At 75.5% G+C, this 16,032-nt stretch carries 13 protein-coding genes; 10 read left to right on the top strand and 3 right to left on the bottom strand.

Annotated elements, in window-relative coordinates:
* Window positions 1-323: 323 nt before the first annotated feature.
* The 5 genes from lanKC to ACFVUH_RS17065 all read left to right on the top strand — a co-directional run bounded on the left by lanKC (window position 324) and on the right by ACFVUH_RS17065 (window position 7,110).
* Window positions 324-2,900 carry a class III lanthionine synthetase LanKC gene (gene lanKC, locus ACFVUH_RS17085; RefSeq protein ID WP_387914013.1) on the top strand — a complete coding sequence of 859 codons (2,577 nt, stop codon included), beginning with the start codon at window positions 324-326 and terminating at the stop codon, window positions 2,898-2,900.
* A gap of 80 nt (window positions 2,901-2,980) precedes the next feature.
* The gene (locus ACFVUH_RS17080) at window positions 2,981-3,118 is read left to right on the top strand and encodes a SapB/AmfS family lanthipeptide (protein WP_350571418.1); all 138 of its coding nucleotides are present in this window, start codon (window positions 2,981-2,983) and stop codon (window positions 3,116-3,118) included.
* Window positions 3,119-3,251: 133 nt separating this feature from the next.
* Window positions 3,252-5,078: an ABC transporter ATP-binding protein gene (locus ACFVUH_RS17075; RefSeq protein WP_387914011.1), complete on the top strand. Its 1,827-nt coding sequence runs from the start codon at window positions 3,252-3,254 to the stop codon at window positions 5,076-5,078.
* Between the two features lie 152 nt (window positions 5,079-5,230).
* Complete coding sequence (locus ACFVUH_RS17070; RefSeq protein WP_387914009.1) at window positions 5,231-6,619, top strand: pyridoxal phosphate-dependent decarboxylase family protein; 1,389 nt, start codon at window positions 5,231-5,233, stop codon at window positions 6,617-6,619.
* 92 nt (window positions 6,620-6,711) lie between these two features.
* Window positions 6,712-7,110 carry a PLDc N-terminal domain-containing protein gene (locus ACFVUH_RS17065; protein ID WP_387914007.1) on the top strand — a complete coding sequence of 133 codons (399 nt, stop codon included), beginning with the start codon at window positions 6,712-6,714 and terminating at the stop codon, window positions 7,108-7,110.
* 24 nt (window positions 7,111-7,134) lie between these two features.
* Here ACFVUH_RS17065 and ACFVUH_RS17060 read toward each other — a convergent pair whose 3' ends face one another.
* A complete protein-coding gene (locus ACFVUH_RS17060) occupies window positions 7,135-8,523 on the bottom strand; it encodes a hypothetical protein (RefSeq protein WP_387914005.1) in 1,389 nt (462 codons plus the stop codon).
* Between the two features lie 295 nt (window positions 8,524-8,818).
* Between ACFVUH_RS17060 and ACFVUH_RS17055 the strand changes: the two genes are divergently transcribed.
* From ACFVUH_RS17055 to ACFVUH_RS17045, 3 genes are all read left to right on the top strand, one after another.
* A complete protein-coding gene (locus ACFVUH_RS17055) occupies window positions 8,819-9,289 on the top strand; it encodes a DUF6325 family protein (protein ID WP_387914003.1) in 471 nt (156 codons plus the stop codon).
* A 41-nt stretch (window positions 9,290-9,330) separates the two neighbouring features.
* Window positions 9,331-9,627: an SHOCT domain-containing protein gene (locus tag ACFVUH_RS17050; protein ID WP_355363417.1), complete on the top strand. Its 297-nt coding sequence runs from the start codon at window positions 9,331-9,333 to the stop codon at window positions 9,625-9,627.
* Between the two features lie 71 nt (window positions 9,628-9,698).
* Window positions 9,699-11,297, top strand: coding sequence for an MFS transporter (locus tag ACFVUH_RS17045; RefSeq protein ID WP_387914001.1), 1,599 nt, complete (start codon window positions 9,699-9,701; stop codon window positions 11,295-11,297).
* A gap of 106 nt (window positions 11,298-11,403) precedes the next feature.
* On the opposite strand, the gene ACFVUH_RS17040 is transcribed toward ACFVUH_RS17045, so the two are convergent.
* Complete coding sequence (locus tag ACFVUH_RS17040; RefSeq protein WP_387914000.1) at window positions 11,404-12,222, bottom strand: methyltransferase domain-containing protein; 819 nt, start codon at window positions 12,220-12,222, stop codon at window positions 11,404-11,406.
* A 277-nt stretch (window positions 12,223-12,499) separates the two neighbouring features.
* Here ACFVUH_RS17040 and ACFVUH_RS17035 point away from each other — a divergent pair, with 277 nt between their 5' ends.
* Entirely contained in the window at window positions 12,500-13,507 is a 1,008-nt protein-coding gene (locus ACFVUH_RS17035) for a polysaccharide deacetylase family protein (protein ID WP_387913999.1), read from the top strand.
* A 43-nt stretch (window positions 13,508-13,550) separates the two neighbouring features.
* Here the strand turns inward: ACFVUH_RS17035 and ACFVUH_RS17030 are convergent, their stop codons facing one another.
* Window positions 13,551-14,342 carry a nucleotidyltransferase domain-containing protein gene (locus ACFVUH_RS17030; RefSeq protein WP_387913997.1) on the bottom strand — a complete coding sequence of 264 codons (792 nt, stop codon included), beginning with the start codon at window positions 14,340-14,342 and terminating at the stop codon, window positions 13,551-13,553.
* Between the two features lie 146 nt (window positions 14,343-14,488).
* On the opposite strand from ACFVUH_RS17030, the gene ACFVUH_RS17025 reads away from it, so the two are divergent.
* Window positions 14,489-15,895, top strand: a complete 1,407-nt coding sequence (locus ACFVUH_RS17025; protein WP_387913995.1) for a hypothetical protein — start codon at window positions 14,489-14,491, stop codon at window positions 15,893-15,895.
* Window positions 15,896-16,032: the final 137 nt, after the last annotated feature.

Below are 16,032 nucleotides of genomic sequence, written 5' to 3'. Positions count from 1 at the left end.
ACCGCCGACGGGCCGTGGACGGCGCGCGGCCCCGCGCCCCGCTCGCGCAGTGGCGCGACGGGCGCCCGGGGTGCGCGATTCCGGTCGTGCGGGCGGAATGCGCGCCGTTGCGGGAGTCGTGGCGGCGAACCCAATATTCGGATGGCCTTATCGCCATACCGGAATCCCGCTTCCGGGTCCCGCCCCCTGTCGTACACCCCCGCTCCGTCGTGCCCGGGGCCGTTCCGCGCCGTGCTTTCCACCCCGCACTTCTCCCGTCCCGCGATCACCCGTTCCGCACCGCCGCCGCCCGCCGCCGACCCCCCGCCCCGAGGAGGGTTCCGTTGGACAACCGGTACGAGGCCTACGCCTATGCCGATCCGATCTTCTACGACTCGCCCCGGCGCTGGGGAGCGCACGAGGAGTTCGACGCCGTCACCCGCCCGCTGCCCGCCGGCTGGGAGCACGGGGACCTGGAGATGTGGGCGGTGGTGCGTCCCGTCGACGTGCGGATCCCCGACCAGGGCTGGAAGATCCACGTCTCCGCGTGCGTCGAGGACGCGGAGGAGGTGCTGGAGACCGTCTTCGCCTACTGCCTGCGCGAACACGTGACCTTCAAGTTCCTGCGCGGCCTGCCGATCCTCCAGGTGCAGAACTCCAAGTACGCGCCCCGCGGCTCCAGCGGGAAGTTCTGCACCCTCTACCCGGTGGACGACGCCGAGCTGGAGCGCTGTCTCGACGGCCTCGGCGCGCTGCTCGCCGGCCGCCGGGGGCCCTACATCCTCAGCGACCTGCGCTGGCAGGACGGCCCGCTGTACCTGCGGTACGGGGGCTTCGCCGAGCGCTACTGCCGCAACGAGGCGGGCGAGCGGGTGCTGGCCCTGGTCGGGCCGGACGGGCGGCTGGTTCCGGACGTGCGCGGGACGGCCTTCTCGGTCCCCGCCTGGGCGCCGGTGCCGGCGTGCATCGCCCCGGCCGTCGCCGAGCGCGCCGTCCAGCGCGACACCGGGCTGCCGTACACCGTGGAGCGGGTCCTGCACTTCTCCAACGCGGGCGGCGTCTACCTGGCCCGCGACGGGCAGGACGGCCCGCCGGTGGTGCTGAAGGAGGCCCGCCCGTTCGCCGGGCTGGACCAGCGCGGCGTGGACGCGGTGACCCGGCTGCGCAACGAGCACGCCGTCCTGGTCCGGCTGGCCGGCGTCCCCGGGGTCCCCGCCGAGCACGGGCTGCTGACGGCCTGGGAGCACGAGTTCCTCGTCCAGGAGTACGTGGCCGGGCAGTCCCTGAGCGAGTGGCTGACGGCCCGCTACCCGCTGATCCACCCCGACGCCGACGAGGAGGCCGTCGCCCGGTACACCCGGGAGGCCCTGGCGATCGTCGGCCAGGTCGAACGGGCCCTGGGGCAGATCCACGCCCGGGGCGTCGTCTTCGGCGACCTCCACCCCCGCAACCTGATCATCGGACCGGACGGTGGGCTGAGCTTCATCGACTTCGAACTCGCCAGCACCGTCGAGGACTTCCTGCGCCCGGCACTCGGCGCAGCCGGCTTCACCGCACCACTCGGCGTCACCGGGCCCGACATCGACCGGTACGCGCTGGCGGCGCTGCGGCTCTGGCTCTTCTACCCGCTGGTCCAGCTCACCGCGCTGGACGCGGACAAGGCCGGCGAGCTCGCCGACGCGATCGACCGACGCTTCCCGGTACCGCCCGGCTACACCGACGACATCCGCCGCCACCTCGCCCGCTCGCCCGAGGACGGCCGCACGCCCCGCCCCGAACTGGCCGCCGGCCGCGCCGGGACCCGCGCGCTGCTGGAGGCCCCGGTGGCCGACTGGCCGGCGATCAGGGACTCGCTGGCCGCCGGCATCGCCGCCGCGGCCACCCCCGGGCGCGCCGACCGGCTCTTCCCGGGCGACATCGCCCAGTTCACCCAGGGCGGGCTCGGCCTGGCGCACGGCGCGGCCGGGGTGCTCTACGCCCTGCACGCCACCGGGGCCGCCGTCGATCCCGCGCACGTGCGGTGGCTGGCCGCCGCCGCCCGCGACCGCGCCCCGGTGCCCGGGCTGTACCACGGCGGCCACGGCGTCGCCTACGTCCTGGACCTGCTGGGCGAGACCGAGCAGGCGGTCGAGCTCCTGCGCCGCCTGGCCGCCGCCGCGGGAGCCGAGGGCGAACCCGCCTCGGCCCCGACGCTGGCCTCCGGCGGGCCGGGGATCGCGCTCACGCTGCTGCACTTCGCCCGGGCCACCGGGGACGAACGGCTGCTGGACGAGGCACTGGGCGCCGCCAGGAGCGCCGCCATGACCTGGGAGAAGACCGGTCGCGGCGACGCCGGACGGCGCGCCGGGCTGCTGGCCGGCGCCTCGGGCGCCGCGCTCGCCCTGGTCCGCCTCCACGAGCACACCGGGGACCGCGCCCTGCTCGACCAGGCCGAGGCCCTCCTGGAACTCGACCTCGACCGCTGCGTCACGGTCGCCGACGGAACGCTGCAGGTGGTCGACCGGCGCCGGGTGCTGCCCTACGTCGAGACGGGCAGCGCGGGCATCGGCCTCGCCCTGGCCGCCCTCCTCGCCCACCGGCCCGGCAGCGCCCTCGCCCAGCGGCAGGCGCCGATCCGGAAGGCGGCCGAGCCGGAGTTCGTGATCCAGCCGGGCCTGTTCAACGGACGGGCCGGACTCCTCGGCTACCTCGCGCTGACCGGCGACCCGGCGACGGCGTGGACCCGGTCGGCCCGGCACCGCGCCCTGCTGGCGCTCCACCAGGTCCCCTACCACGGTCACCTCGCCTTCCCCGGCGACCAGTTGCTGCGCCTGTCGACGGACCTGGCGACCGGTTCGGCCGGAGTGCTGCTGGCCCTCGGCACGGCCCTCGCGGGCACCCCCTTCCTCCCGTTCACCGGCCCGGCCCCCGCGCCCCGGTGACGACCCGGGCGCGCCGGCCGCGCCCCCACCGACTCCCGGCCGCCCGGCCGGGTGGTACACCGCAACCGAAGGAGAACGTCATGGCGATCCTCGACCTCCAGACCCTGGAGCTGCCCGAGACCGAGGCGGCCCCGATCGACGACACCCTCGCGAGCACCAGCTCGCTGAGCGTCCTCAACTGCGGCACCAGCACCGTCAGCACCCTGCTCTGTCTCTGACCCGACCGGCCGCCCGCACGGGCGGCCCGTGACGGTCGACCCGGCCGGAGGGTCCACGGACCGTCCGGCCGGGTCCCGGTCGCGGCGGCCACCGCCGCTTCCCGACGGTCCCGCCCCAGGAGAGAGGTGTTCCGTGGCCGACCGGCCCGCGCCCGCGCCCGCCCACGCCGCCGAGCCGGCCCGTGCCGCTGCCCCGGCCGACGCTTCCGCGCCCGCCCCGGCCCCCGCGCCGCCGTTCGTCCGGCTGCGCCGCGAACTCACCGCCCAGCCGGTCCGCCTCGCCGCCGCCCTGACCCTCGCCGTGGTGGCCACCGCCGCCGCTCTCGCGCTCCCGCTGCTGGTCCGCCGGATCGTCGGCGACTTCTCCGACCACCGCTCGCTCGCCCCCGGACTGCTGATGATGGCCGCCGCCGCCCTCATCGGCGCGGTGGCCCAGGCCCTCTCCGGCTTCCAACTGGCGCAGGTCGGCGAGGGGATGACCTACCGGCTGCGGACCGCCCTGATGGCCCACGCGCTCCGCCTGCCGTTGCCCGTCGTCCGGGCCCGGGGCACCGGCGAACTCGCCGCCCGCGTCACCTCCGACGCCCAACTGCTGGGCCAGGTGGTGGAAGTGGCGATGCAGCTGCCGCTCGCCGCGCTCAGCGTGCTGGCCACCCTCGCGGTCATGGTGTGGATCGACTGGGTGCTCACCGTGGTCACCGTGGCCGCGCTCGCCCTGCTCACCGCCCTGGTCCTGGTGATCACCCGGCGGATGCGGGCCAACGTCACCGGACAGCAGGACGCGGTGGGAAGGATCGCCCAGCGCTTCACCGCCGACCTGGAGGCCCTCACCACCATCAAGGCCTACCGCGCCGAGGAACTGGCCGACCGCGTCCTCGCCGAGGACGCCCAGCACCTGCGCGCCGTCTCGCTGACCGGCGCCCGCCTCGGCGCCCTGGTCCCGGCCGTGCTCACCCTCGGCAACCAGTTCGCCATGATCGCGGTCATCCTCACCGGCGGCGCGCGGCTGGCGGCCGGCCGGCTGCAGGTGGCGGCCTTCGCCGCGTTCCTGCTCTACCTGCTCCAGACCGTCCCCTCCGTCAACACGCTGGCCACCGGGTTCGGCCGCCTCCAGGCGGGGCTGGCCGCCCGCGACCGCTGCAACGAACTCCTCGCGCTGGCCCCCGAGGCGGAGCCGGACGACGCCGCCCGGACGGCGCCCGTCCCCGCGCCCGAGGCCCCGGCGGTGGTCTTCCGCACCGTCTCCTACACCCACACCGGCGCGCGGCGCGCCGCCCTCAGCGCCGCCTCCTTCAGCATCCCGCGCACCGGACTGACCGCCGTGGTCGGCCCCTCGGGCGCCGGCAAGAGCACCGCCCTCGCGCTCGTCGGCCGCTTCGTGCGCCCCGGCGCCGGATCGGTCAGCGTCCTCGGCCACGACCTGCGCGCCTGGCCGCTCGGCGCACTGCGCGCCCGCATGGCGTACGTGGACCAGGCGTTCACCCTTCTGGAGGCCAGCGCCCGCGACAACCTCCAGCTCGGCCGGGCCGGCGCCGCCGACGAGCACGAGCTGGCCCGGGCCCTGGCCACCGTCGGCCTGAGCGAGGACGTCGAACGCCTCCCGCACGGCCTGGACACCGTCCTGGGCCGGGAGTTCGACCTCTCCGGCGGCCAGCGCCAGCGGATGGCCCTGGCCCGCGCACTGCTCGCCGACGCCGACATCGTCCTGCTGGACGAGCCCACCAGCCAGCTCGACGGCCTCAACGAACTGCGCTTCCGCGAGATCGTCGACCGACTGGCCCGCCGCAGCGCCGTCGTGGTCGTCGCCCACCGGCTCTCCACCGTCCAGCACGCCGACCACGTGATCATGATGGACGGCGGCGCCGTCGTCGACGCCGCCGACCACCCCACCCTGCTCGCCCGCTGCGCCCCCTACCGGGAACTGGTGACCAGCCAGGCCGGCCCGCCCCTGCACGCCTGAAGCCGCCGGTCCGGTCCCGCCGACCCGTTCCGGGCGTCGGCCGTCCGAGCACGTGTCCGATCAGGCCACCTGCCGCGGATTGGACCGGGACGCCGTGCGGCCCGGCGGCTACCGTCGACGACACACAGCCGACCGACCGGAGACAGCGCGCCATGCACCCCGAACTCGCCGCCGACCTGGAGCGGTTGCCCGCCCTGCTGGAGGAGACCCGGCAGGCCGCGGCCGCCTTCCTCGGCTCGCTCGACGAGCGGCCGGTGGTCCCGCCGGCCGACCCGCCCGCCCGGACGCCGCTGGTCGACCGGGGCGGTGGTCTGCGGGTGGCGCTGGCCGAGTTCGCCGAGCGCTGGGAGCCGAGGCTCTCGGCCGGGGCCGGGCCGCGTTACTTCGGGTTCGTCACCGGCGGCGCGACCCCGGCCGCGCTGGCGGGCGACTGGCTGACCGCCGCCGCCGACCAGAACTCCAACTCCTCGCTGGACGGCGCCGGCCAGCAGCTGGAGCGGGAGACGGTCGGCTGGCTGCGCGAACTCTTCGGGCTCTCCGCCGCGCACAGCGGCACCTTCGTCAGCGGCGCGACCATGTCCAACACGGTCGGCCTGGCCGTCGCCCGCCAATGGCTCGGCGAACGCCTCGGTGTGGACGTGGCGCGGGACGGCACCGGCGCGCTCGGCCGGGTGCGGGTGCTGTCGGGCAGCGCGCACTCCAGCGTCGCCAAGGCCCTGTCCGTGCTGGGCCTGGGCCGGGCCGCCCTGGTACCGGTGCCCGTGCTGCGCGGGCGGGAGGCGGTGGACCCGGCCGCGCTGGAGCGGGCGCTGGCCGAGGCCGACGGCCCCTGCGTGCTGGTGGCCAACGCCGGCACGGTCAACACGGTGGACTTCGACGACCTGCGGGCGCTGGCCGACCTGCGCGACCGCTACGGCTGCTGGCTGCACGTGGACGCCGCGTTCGGCGCCTTCGCCGCCCTGGTCCCCGAGCACGCCGACCTGGTGGCCGGCCTGGACAGGGCCGACTCGATCTGCGTCGACCTGCACAAATGGCTCAACGTGCCGTACGACAGCGCCGTGCAGTTCACCCGGCGCCCCGACCTCCAGGCCGAGGTGTTCCGCAACGCGGCCGCCTACCTGGGCCCGCTCGGCGAGCACCCCGACCTGGTGCACCTCACCCCGGAGAACTCCCACCGGCTGCGCGCCCTCGCCGCCTGGTTCACCCTGCGCGCCTACGGCCGGGACGGCCACCGGGAGATCGTCGAGCGCTGCGTGACCGGCGCCCGCGCACTGGGGGAGGCCGTCGCGGCCACGCCGGGCCTGCGGCTGCTGGCCCCGGTCCGGCTGAACGTCGTCTGCTTCACCCTGGCCGAGGAGCCCGACGCCGAACGCCTCGCCGCCCTGGCCGCCGCCGTGGCCGACGAGGCGTTCCTGACCCCCACCCACTACGCCGGCGTCCCCGCCCTGCGCGCCGCCTTCAGCAACTGGCGCACCACCGAAGCCGACGTCCGCCGAACCGCCGCCGCCCTCGCCCGCGCCCTCCGCACCCCCGCCGACTGACACCCGGCTCACCCGTCAGGGGTGGTGCGCGGGCGGGCGGGGTGGGCGACGGTGGGCGCGAGGGGGTTCGGCTTCTCCTCCGGAGGCGGGCGATGGACAGCTATCCGCTCTTGAACATCTTCCTCACGACCATGTGGATCTTCCTCTGGATCCTCTGGTTCATGCTCCTGTTCCGGGTCTTCGGCGACCTGTTCCGGGACGACTCCGTGAACGGCTGGGGCAAGGCGGGCTGGTGCGTGCTGCTGATCATCCTGCCGTTCCTGGGCGTTTTCATCTATCTGATCGCCCGCGGGAAGGGCATGGGGATGCGCGAGATGGCGCGCGCGAAGGAGGCCGAGGCGGAGTTCCGCACCTACGTGCGTGACGCGGCCGCGACCGAGACCAAGCCGGCCAGCGCGGCCGAGGAGCTGGCCAGGCTCGCGGAGCTGAAGCGCGACGGCTCGATCACGGAGGAGGAGTACCAGCGCGCCAAGGCGATCGTCCTGGAGTGAGCCCCGGAGCGAAGCGGCGTGTGCTCAGTGCTCGGTGCCCCCCGCCCCGGCCGGGGCGGGGGGCGTCGGCGCGGGGGACGGGGGCGCGGGGGTGACCGGGTGGGCGGGGGCGAAGAACTCGCGCAGGGCGAAGGCCGCCAGCACGACCACCGCGAACCAGAACACCACCATCCCGGTCGGGTGGTCCCACAGGACGAAGACCACGGCGGCGACGACCAGGATCAGCACGCCCAGCCAGCGCTTCCAGCGGCGGACGAAGCGCTCCACCGGCCCGGCCCGGAACCCCGCCGCGTCGGCGGAGGACCGCAGCGCCGCGACCCCGTGCCCGGTCACCGAGCGGATGGTCACGGCGGCGCGCGAGGGACCGATGAAGAACGCCCCGAGCGCGACGACCACCGCCAGGAAGCCGATCATCCGTACGCCGACGCGCAGGTAGTGCACCAGGGCGTCGTAGACGGCGCCGGCGGCGGCCTGTGAGGCGTCCGCGGGCAGGTGGTCCAGGAAGTAGGAGCGGAAGACCGCCAGGGCGATGCCGAGCAGCAGCATGGCGGCCCCGATGCCGAGCGCGGCGCCGACGAGTGCGCGGCGGCGGTTGAAGGCGGTCAGCACGCCGGCCGCGGCGATCAGGACCGTGATGACCGGCAGCCACCAGCCGAGGATCTGCAGCAGCCGGAACCAGCCCTTGATCTTGGCGAGGTCGGGCGAGGAGAACACCACGAACGAGGTGTGCACCTCCGGGATCTTGGCGGCGGGCGCGAAACCGGCGTTGACCAGCTCGGTCTTGACGCGTTCCACCATCGGCCCGATGTCGATCACGACCTCGTCGTTCTTCAGTTCCACCGCGCCGCCGCCCTGCCCGGTCAGGGCCTTGACCATGGTGCCGTGCGCGGCCCGTACGGCGTCCTCCCACACGGTGGCGAAGGCGTCGCTGGTGACCACCCGCGTGGCGGCGCCGTGCACGAGGTCGGTCAGCGCCCCCTCCAGGGGACCCGTCAGCCCGCCCAGCAGCTGGGCGAGCCGGGGCGGCACGCCCTGCTCGGCGGCGGCCTGGGAGAGGTCGTTGACCACGGCCTTGACGTCGATCTGCTCCGTCGCGGCATCGGTGATCCGGTTGGCGAGGGCGTTCTGTACGTCGGGGTTGTGGGCCAGCGGCGCCATGGTGGCGACGAACCGGTCGGTGTCGGTGATCTCGTCGTGGGTCCAGACCGCGATCACCGCGAGCAGCGACAGCACCGAGGCCACGATCACCAGGACGGTCGCGCCGGTGGTGCGCAGCCGGTGGTGCTGCGGCCCGCGCCGGGCCTCGGCCTCCAGCTGGGCGACCCGGTGGTGGAGCGCCTCCAGCTCGCCCGCGTCCGGGCGGACGGGCTCCGGGCGGTCGGGCTGCGGTGTGCTGGACTCGTCCGGTGGCATGCGGGCGGCTCCTCGCTCTGGGCGGTCCGGGGCGGAACGACGGCACCGAGCGGACGGTCGCCGTGGACACCAGCCAAGGGCCCGGCCGGGCGGACGGCGAGCAGGGTTACCCCACCGGGGTGAGGCGCTCCCCCCGGCGGAGGGAGCGCCCGGGTCACGGCTCGGGTCACCCCGAACAGGTGAGCCGGAGGGCGGGCCCGGCGGGTTAGCGTCGCCGAGGGTCGGCTTCACCGCAGCGTCCGGGGCCGGCTCCCGGCCGACGCCGTCGGCCGGCCCTCCTCCGACAGGAGCCGACGTGAGCAGCGAACCCGACACCCGCGGCGAACTCGACGACCTGGGCCCCATCGACTACCTGGTCATCGCGTTCCCCGGAAGCCACTTCACCGGCGAGGGGCTGCCCCTGCTCGTCGACCTGGTCGACCGCGGCATCATCCGCATCCTCGACCTGACCTTCGTCCGCAAGGACACGGACGGCACGGTGGTCGGCGCCGAACTGGCCGATGTGACCGGCGACGGCCGTCTCGACCTGACCGTCTTCGAGGGCGCCTCCTCGGGCGTGCTCGGCGAGTCCGACGTCGCCGAGGCCGGCGCACTGCTGGAACCGGGCGACTCCGCGGCCGTCCTCCTCTACGAGAACCGCTGGGCGGCGCCGCTGGTGTCCGCGCTGCGCCGGGAGGACGCGCGCCTCGTCGCCGGCGGGCGGGTCCCGGTCCAGGACCTGCTGACGGTGCTGGACTCGCTCGACCGGCTCGACGCCGCGAGCTGAGCCCGACCCCTCCCTCACCCCCCTCACCCCAGGAGGAAGCCATGCCCGGACTGCTCCGCGGAGTCGCCCGTACCGCGGTGGTCGCCGGAACGGCCACCGCCGTCTCCAACCGGGTCTCCCGCCGCCAGGCCGGCCGCTGGGCGCAGCAGGACGCCCCGCAGGCCGGCTCCTACGCCGAGCCCGCCGCGCCCCCGCCCCCGCCGGCCGCCGCACCGCCAGCCGCGCCGACCATGGAGGACAAGCTGGACCAGCTCAAGGACCTGGCGGCGCTCAAGGACCAGGGCGTACTCACCGAGGAGGAGTTCGCCGCCCAGAAGGCCCGGATCCTCGGCAGCTGACCGCGCGTGCGCGGCGCGCGGCGGACAGGCGGGTGACGCGGTGGACGGACGGGTGACGTGGTGGTGACGTGGTGAACCGCTGGAAGACCCTGGTCGTGCTCGGGACGGCCCAGTTCCTCATGGTGCTCGACGCCTCGGTGATGAACGTGTCGATCAGCCAGCTGGTCGAGGACTTCGACACCGAGGTGACCGCGATCCAGGCCGTCATCACCCTCTACACCCTGGTCATGGCCTCGTTCATACTGACCGGCGGCAGGCTCGGCGACATGTACGGGCGGCGCCGGGTCTTCGTGGTCGGGCTCGTCGTGTACGCGGTCGGGTCGGGGCTGACCGCGGTGGCCCCGACGGTGGGTGTGCTCGCGCTGGGGTGGTCGGTCATCGAGGGCCTGGGCGCGGCGCTGGTCCTGCCCGCGCTGGCGGCGCTGGTGGCCGGCACCTACCGGGGCCGCGACCGCGCCGTGGCCTACGGCGTCGTCGGCGGACTCGCGGGTGCCGGCATCGCGGTGGGGCCGCTGCTCGGCGGCTGGGTCACCACCTACCTGACCTGGCGGCTGGTGTTCGCCGGGGAGGTGGTCCTGGTCGTCGTGATCCTGTTCCTGATGCGCTGGGTGCCGCCGCAGCCACCACCGGAGCGGCGGCCCCGGCTGGACGTGGCGGGCGTGGTGCTGTCCGCCGCGGGCCTCGCCGCGATGGTGCTCGCGGTGCTGCAGAGCGGCACCTGGGGCTGGGTCCAGCCCCGCAACCCGCCGTTCACCGTCCTCGGTTTCGCCCCGACGCTGTTCGCGGTGGCGTTCGGGGGCGCGCTGATCTACGCGTTCGCCCTGCACGAACGCCGCCGGGAGGACAAGGGCCTCGACCCGCTGGTCTCGCTCGCCCTGTTCGACAACCGGACGCTGCGCTCGGGCCTGGCGACCCTGTTCAACCAGAACACCGTCCTGCTGGGCCTGTTCTTCGTCATCCCGCTCTACCTCCAGGTCGTCCAGGGCCTGGACGCCTTCCAGACGGGCCTGCGGCTGCTGCCGGTGTCCATCACCATGCTCGCGGCGTCGATGTCCGGCTCCCTGCTGCTGCGGTTCGCCTCGCCCCGCACCATCGTCCGGGCCGGGCTGCTGGTCCTGGTCGCCGCCACCCTGTGGCTGATCACCGTCATCGGACCGGAGCTGAGCGGCGGCTCGTTCGCCGGGGCGATGGCACTGCTCGGCATCGGCATGGGGATGCTCGCCTCCCAGCTGGGCAACACGGTGCAGTCCAGCGTGCGGCAGGAGGAGCGCAGCGAGGCGGGCGGGCTGCAGTACACGGCCCAGAACCTCGGCTCCTCGCTCGGGACGGCGCTGATCGGCGCGATCCTGATCGGCGCCCTGGCGACGTCCGTCACCAGCCGGATCGAGAGCGACCCCCGGGTCTCCGCCGCCGTCGCCGAGCAGGCCGGGGTCCGGGTGGAGGCGGGGCTGTCGTTCGTGCCCGCCGACCAGGTGGCGGCGGCGCTGGCGGCGCAGCCCGGGATACCGCCGGAGGAGGCCGCGGCCGTGGTGGAGAGCTACCAGGACGCACAGATCAACGGACTCAAGGCCGCGGTCCTCGCGTGCACGGGCATCACCGCCGCCGCCGTCCTGTTCACCCGCCGGCTCCCCTCCCGGCACCCGGCCGCCGGATCCGGGGCCGAGGAGTAGTCCGGACGCCTCTCTCTGCCCCGGGGCCGACCACCCGCGGCGGCCGTCGGCCCCGCCAGGAGCGCCGGCGTCCGGTGCCCCCCGGGAGAGCGGTGGCGCGGTGCCGTCAGCGCGGCCGGTGGGCGGCGACGGCGAACATCGTCACCGACAGGTGGAAGGCGCCCCGCTCGGCGGCGGCCGTCAGGTCCTCGTAGAGCCGGTCGCGCTGCTCCACGCTCATCAGGCCCCGCCCGACGGCCGCCGCGCCGAGCCCCCGCACCAGGGGCCAGGTGACGGACCGTGGGTCGTGCAGCAGGACGTCGGAGCCGATCGCGTCGACGGTCAGCCCGGCCTCCGCCAGCCAGCCGGCGAGCCGGCGCCCGGCGTCGGGGGTGGCGGCGGCGTCCCGGACGACCGTGGCCAGCGCGGAACGGACGCCGGGGGAGGCGGGGTGGAGGATGAAGGTGGCCCAGTCGGTGTCCAGCAGGGTGACCCGGCCGCCGGGCCGCAGGACCCGGGCGATCTCCGCGACGGCCCGCGCGGGATCCGTCAGGTGCTGCAGGACCCGCTCGCACCGCACCGCGTCCAGGTCCGCGTCCGGCAGCGGCAGCGCGAGCGCGTCGCCGTCCAGGAAGCGGGCCGCGCTCCCGGCCTCGGCGGCGCGCCGCTCGGCGAGGGCACGCAGTCCGGGGTTGGGCTCCAGGCCGATCGCGCTGCCGCCCGGCCCGACCGCCGCGGCGAGCACCCGCGTCTCCGAACCGGTGCCGGACCCGACGTCCAGCACCCGCTCCCCGGGGGCCACCGCCAGCCGTTCGTGCGCCCACGCGCGCAGCCGCCGCACCCCGGCGTTGGCGGCCTGCGCGTCCAGCGCGGCGACCAACCGGCCGGTGACCGCGGGATCGGCGTTGGCGGCGTGGAAGGGCGAGGTCGGCTGCGGATCGGTCATGGCCCCACTTTAGGGAGAGCACCCCGGCTCACCCGGCCGCTCCCCGTCGCGACCTTTCGTGTCCTGTCCTGTCGTTTCCTGTCTCGGCGTCAATCACGCGCCGGTGTCATCGGATTCATTCCGTTCCGCCCTATCGTCCTGGCGGGCGGGCGTCCGTATGATCTGGGCTGCCTGCCGTCGGGGACGCCTGTGGGGGGCGGGACCCCGCGTGGTGCCCGGAGCCGTCCCGTCGGCCTCGATCGTTCCCAGGGAGGGCAGCACGGTGCGGTTCGCGGGTGTGGGTGTGACGCGTGAGGGCTACCGGATCGCCGTGCCGGGGGCGGTCGAGGTGTTCGAGCACTGCGGCGTGGAACGGCCGGTGGCCCGGCTGATCGAACTGGCGGCCCGAACCCCGGACGGCCTCACCGTGGTCGTCGACAGCGCCAACGGCGTCATGGACGCCTCCCTCACGGCCGCCGGGGTGCCCGTGCTGCGTGCCGACCCACCGCTCCTCGCGGACGGCGGTGCGACGGCGGAGGCGCTCGCCGCGCTCGGCCGCTCCCGTGCCGAGGCCCTCACGGCGCTGCCCGCCGCGGCCTGGACGATGAGCGGCCGCGAGGAGGAGATCGCGGCCGCGGATCGGGCCAGCGCGCCGGTCGAGAGCGAACTCGCTTCCCGAGGACGGCTGTTGACCGGACGCGAGGACGCCGGACCGCTGGTGGCGCTGACCTTCGACGACGGCCCGCACCCGGAGTTCACCCCGCGGGTGCTGGACGTACTGCACCGCCACGACGCCCCGGCCGCCTTCTTCTGCATCGGCCTGAACGCCCTGGCCCACCCCGCCGTGGTGCGTCGGATCGCCGACGCGGGCCAGACCCTGGGCAACCACACCTGGTCCCACGCCTACCTGCCCGACCTGGGCCCGATCGGCCTCGCCCGCCAGCTCGGCCACACCCGTGACGTGCTCGCCGAGGCCTGCGGCGACGACCGCCCGGTCCGCTGGCTGCGCCCCCCGTACGGCGGGCGCAGCCCCGAACTGCTCCGTGCGGTCGACGGGTTGGGCCTCGTCACGGTGCTCTGGGACGTCGACGCCAAGGACTGGTCGCGGCCCGGCCCCGAGGTCATCGCCGACCGGATCCTGAGCCAGGCCCGCCCCGGATCGGTGATCCTGATGCACGACGGCGGTGAGGACCGCTCGCAGACCGTCGCCGCGCTGCCCGCCGTCATCACCGGCCTGCGCGCACGCGGCTACCGCCTGGTGACCCTCGACCAACTGCTCGCGGCCACGCGCCCCGTCGCCGCCTGAGCCTCGCCGCTGAGCCTTGCCACCCGAAGCCTCGCCGCCGGTCTCACTCGCCCGCCTCCGCCACCCGCTCGGCCGCCCAGGCCAGGAACGCCCGCACCTCCGCGTCCGGCAGCGCCGCCCCGGCCGCCGCCCGTGGCCGCTCGTAGCCGCGCACCGCGGCCTCCAGCAGCGCCCGGAACCGGGGTTCGGCCGCTGCGGTCTCCCGGGCCGCCGCCCGCTTGGCCGACCATCCGCCGGAGCGGCAGAAGACCACCGCCCGGCAGCCGTTGAGCACCCGGTCCTCCGCGCGGTGCCCCGGCCCGTCGGCGTGCTCGCGCACGGCGGCGCGCAGTGCGGCGAACAGGTCGGCGGACGCGGGCTCCGCGATCACCTGGCGCGCCGGCGCGCCCCACAGGGTGATCCCGGCCCGGTGCGCGATCGAGCGGTCGATGACGAACCAGAACGCCGCCGCCCCGGCACCGTCCAGGTCGGCGCGCTCCGCCAGCAGCGGCCCGGTGTCGAGGTTCAGCAGGAACCCCGGACCGCCCACCGGCCGCCCGGCGAACTCCGCGTCGTGGACCACCAGTTCCAGCCCGGCCGCCGGACAGGGCAGCCCCGGATGGGCCAGCTCCCCGGCCAGCCGCCGCAGGGCCGCCGCCGGCAGGCCCGGTTCGACGACCACCACCACGTCCACGTCGCTGCGGCCGTGCCGGTAGTCGCCGAGCGCCACCGACCCGACCGCCACCACGCTCACCAGCCGCGCCCCGCACACCGCCCGCACCCGGCGGACGACCTCCCCCAGGTATCCGCGCAGCTCGGCGGGCACCGGCCGCCGCTCCTCGTCATCGTGACCCATGGGCCAAGTCTGCCCGTCCGCGGCCGTCCGGCGGTGGACGGCCGACTCCGCCCGACTCCCCTGACAAGAAGGGGATGTGACGATCGGCCCGGACGCTCTATGCTTCGTGCGTTCACAGACTCTTCGTACAGAGCAGGTTCTGCCGGATGAAGCTTCCTCGGGTCACCGCCGTCGTCGCGGCCGCGGTCCTCGCCCCTGCCGTTCTCTTCCCGTCGTCGGCCGTGGCCGCCGACACTCCCCAGCCGGCCGGCGTCGCCGGGCCCGACACCGCAGAGGCCTCCCAGCCCGGCGGCGCCCCCGCGCCCCGGACGGCCGCCCCCGAGGGCGGCGTGACCCAGGAGGAGCTCGACCGCGCCGAGATCGAGCGGATCCTCGCGGACGAGGACAGCGGAATATCCGTCCGGGAAGAGGCTCAGAAGGCCCTCGACGTCGGAACGGCCGAGGCCCTGCGGCACTACCTGGCGGAGGGCCTGGAGAACGCCCGCTACATCGACGACCGGGTGAAGGTCTTCCAGGCCCTCGCCGTCGGCGGCCCGGCCGTGAAGCGGGCCGCGGTGGCCGCGGTGACCGCGAACACCCACGAGGCCCTGATCGCCTTCCTCAAGGAGGGCCAGTTCACGGCCCGCGCCGAGGACGACCGCAACGAGATCGAACGCATCCTCGCCGATCCGCAGACCAGCGGACGCCTGCGGGTGGCCGCCCAGAAGGCCCTGGACGCCGGGACCACCACCGCGCTGCGGCACTTCATCGAGGTCGAACTCGCCGAGGTGCGCGCCGGTGACGACCGCGTCGAGGTCACCCAGATCCTTGCCAAGGGCGGGCCCGCCGTGCAGAAGGCCGCGCGTGAGGCCATCAACGGCACCTACGCGGACATCGTCAAGTTCCTCAAGGAGGGCCAGTTCGCGGCCCGCGCCGAGGACGACCACGCCGAGATCGAGCGGATCGTCGCCGACCCGCAGACCGGCCCGCACACCCGCAGCGCCGCCCGGAAGGCGCTCGACCGCGACGCCGCCGGCCTGCGCAGCTTCCTGGAGTCCGAGCTGGCGGCGGTGCGCATGAGCGACCACCGGGTGAGGGTCTCGCAGATCGCCGAGAGCGGCGGCCCGGCGGTCCGGCAGGCCGCCCTCGCGGCCCTGGAGGGCAGCGACCAGGCCGTCCTGGGCTTCCTGGAGTACGGCTGGGACGCGGCCCGCGCCAAGGACGAGGCCGCCGCGAAGGCCGGTGGCCAGCCCACCGCTCAGCCCTCCGCTCAGCCCACCGAGCAGGCGCCGGCCGCCTCCCCGGCACCGCAGGACACCGCCACGCCCGGCCCGACCGCCCCGGCCGGCCAGGTCGTTCAGGCCGCGGTCGGCAGCACCGGTTCCGGTACCGGCACCCGCTACGCACCCACCACCCGCGCCACCACCACCGGTACCGTCGCCGCCCGCCCCGGGCAGCTCGCCGCCACCGGAGCCGAGGGCCTCGGCACCGAGGCCGGCGTTGCCGCCGCGGCCGTCGCCGCCGGTGCGGCGCTCGTGGTGGTCTCCCGCCGCCGTCGCCCCACCGGGAACTGACCCACCCGCACGTCCGCAGGCCCGCAGCCCCGTCACCCGGCCGCCTCCCGGCAGCCGGGTGACACGCGCGTACGGGCCGCCCGCGCCGCCGCCCGGACCGGTGCCCGGACCGAAGCCGACCGGCGGCCCGGACAGCC

The sequence above is a fragment of the Kitasatospora sp. NPDC058032 genome (assembly GCF_042885845.1).
GTDB lineage: Bacteria > Actinomycetota > Actinomycetes > Streptomycetales > Streptomycetaceae > Kitasatospora.
This window is presented reverse-complemented; position numbering and strand designations above follow the sequence as displayed.

What these genes read in the sequence shown, in the direction of transcription:
- ACFVUH_RS17080 (WP_350571418.1), top strand. Translation starts at nt 2,981, where the DNA reads ATGGCGATCCTCGACCTCCAGACCCTGGAGCTGCCCGAGACCGAGGCG.
- ACFVUH_RS17070 (WP_387914009.1), top strand. Translation starts at nt 5,231, where the DNA reads ATGCACCCCGAACTCGCCGCCGACCTGGAGCGGTTGCCCGCCCTGCTG.
- ACFVUH_RS17065 (WP_387914007.1), top strand. Translation starts at nt 6,712, where the DNA reads ATGGACAGCTATCCGCTCTTGAACATCTTCCTCACGACCATGTGGATC.
- ACFVUH_RS17060 (WP_387914005.1), bottom strand. Translation starts at nt 8,523, where the DNA reads ATGCCACCGGACGAGTCCAGCACACCGCAGCCCGACCGCCCGGAGCCC.
- ACFVUH_RS17050 (WP_355363417.1), top strand. Translation starts at nt 9,331, where the DNA reads ATGCCCGGACTGCTCCGCGGAGTCGCCCGTACCGCGGTGGTCGCCGGA.
- ACFVUH_RS17040 (WP_387914000.1), bottom strand. Translation starts at nt 12,222, where the DNA reads ATGACCGATCCGCAGCCGACCTCGCCCTTCCACGCCGCCAACGCCGAT.
- ACFVUH_RS17030 (WP_387913997.1), bottom strand. Translation starts at nt 14,342, where the DNA reads ATGGGTCACGATGACGAGGAGCGGCGGCCGGTGCCCGCCGAGCTGCGC.
- ACFVUH_RS17025 (WP_387913995.1), top strand. Translation starts at nt 14,489, where the DNA reads ATGAAGCTTCCTCGGGTCACCGCCGTCGTCGCGGCCGCGGTCCTCGCC.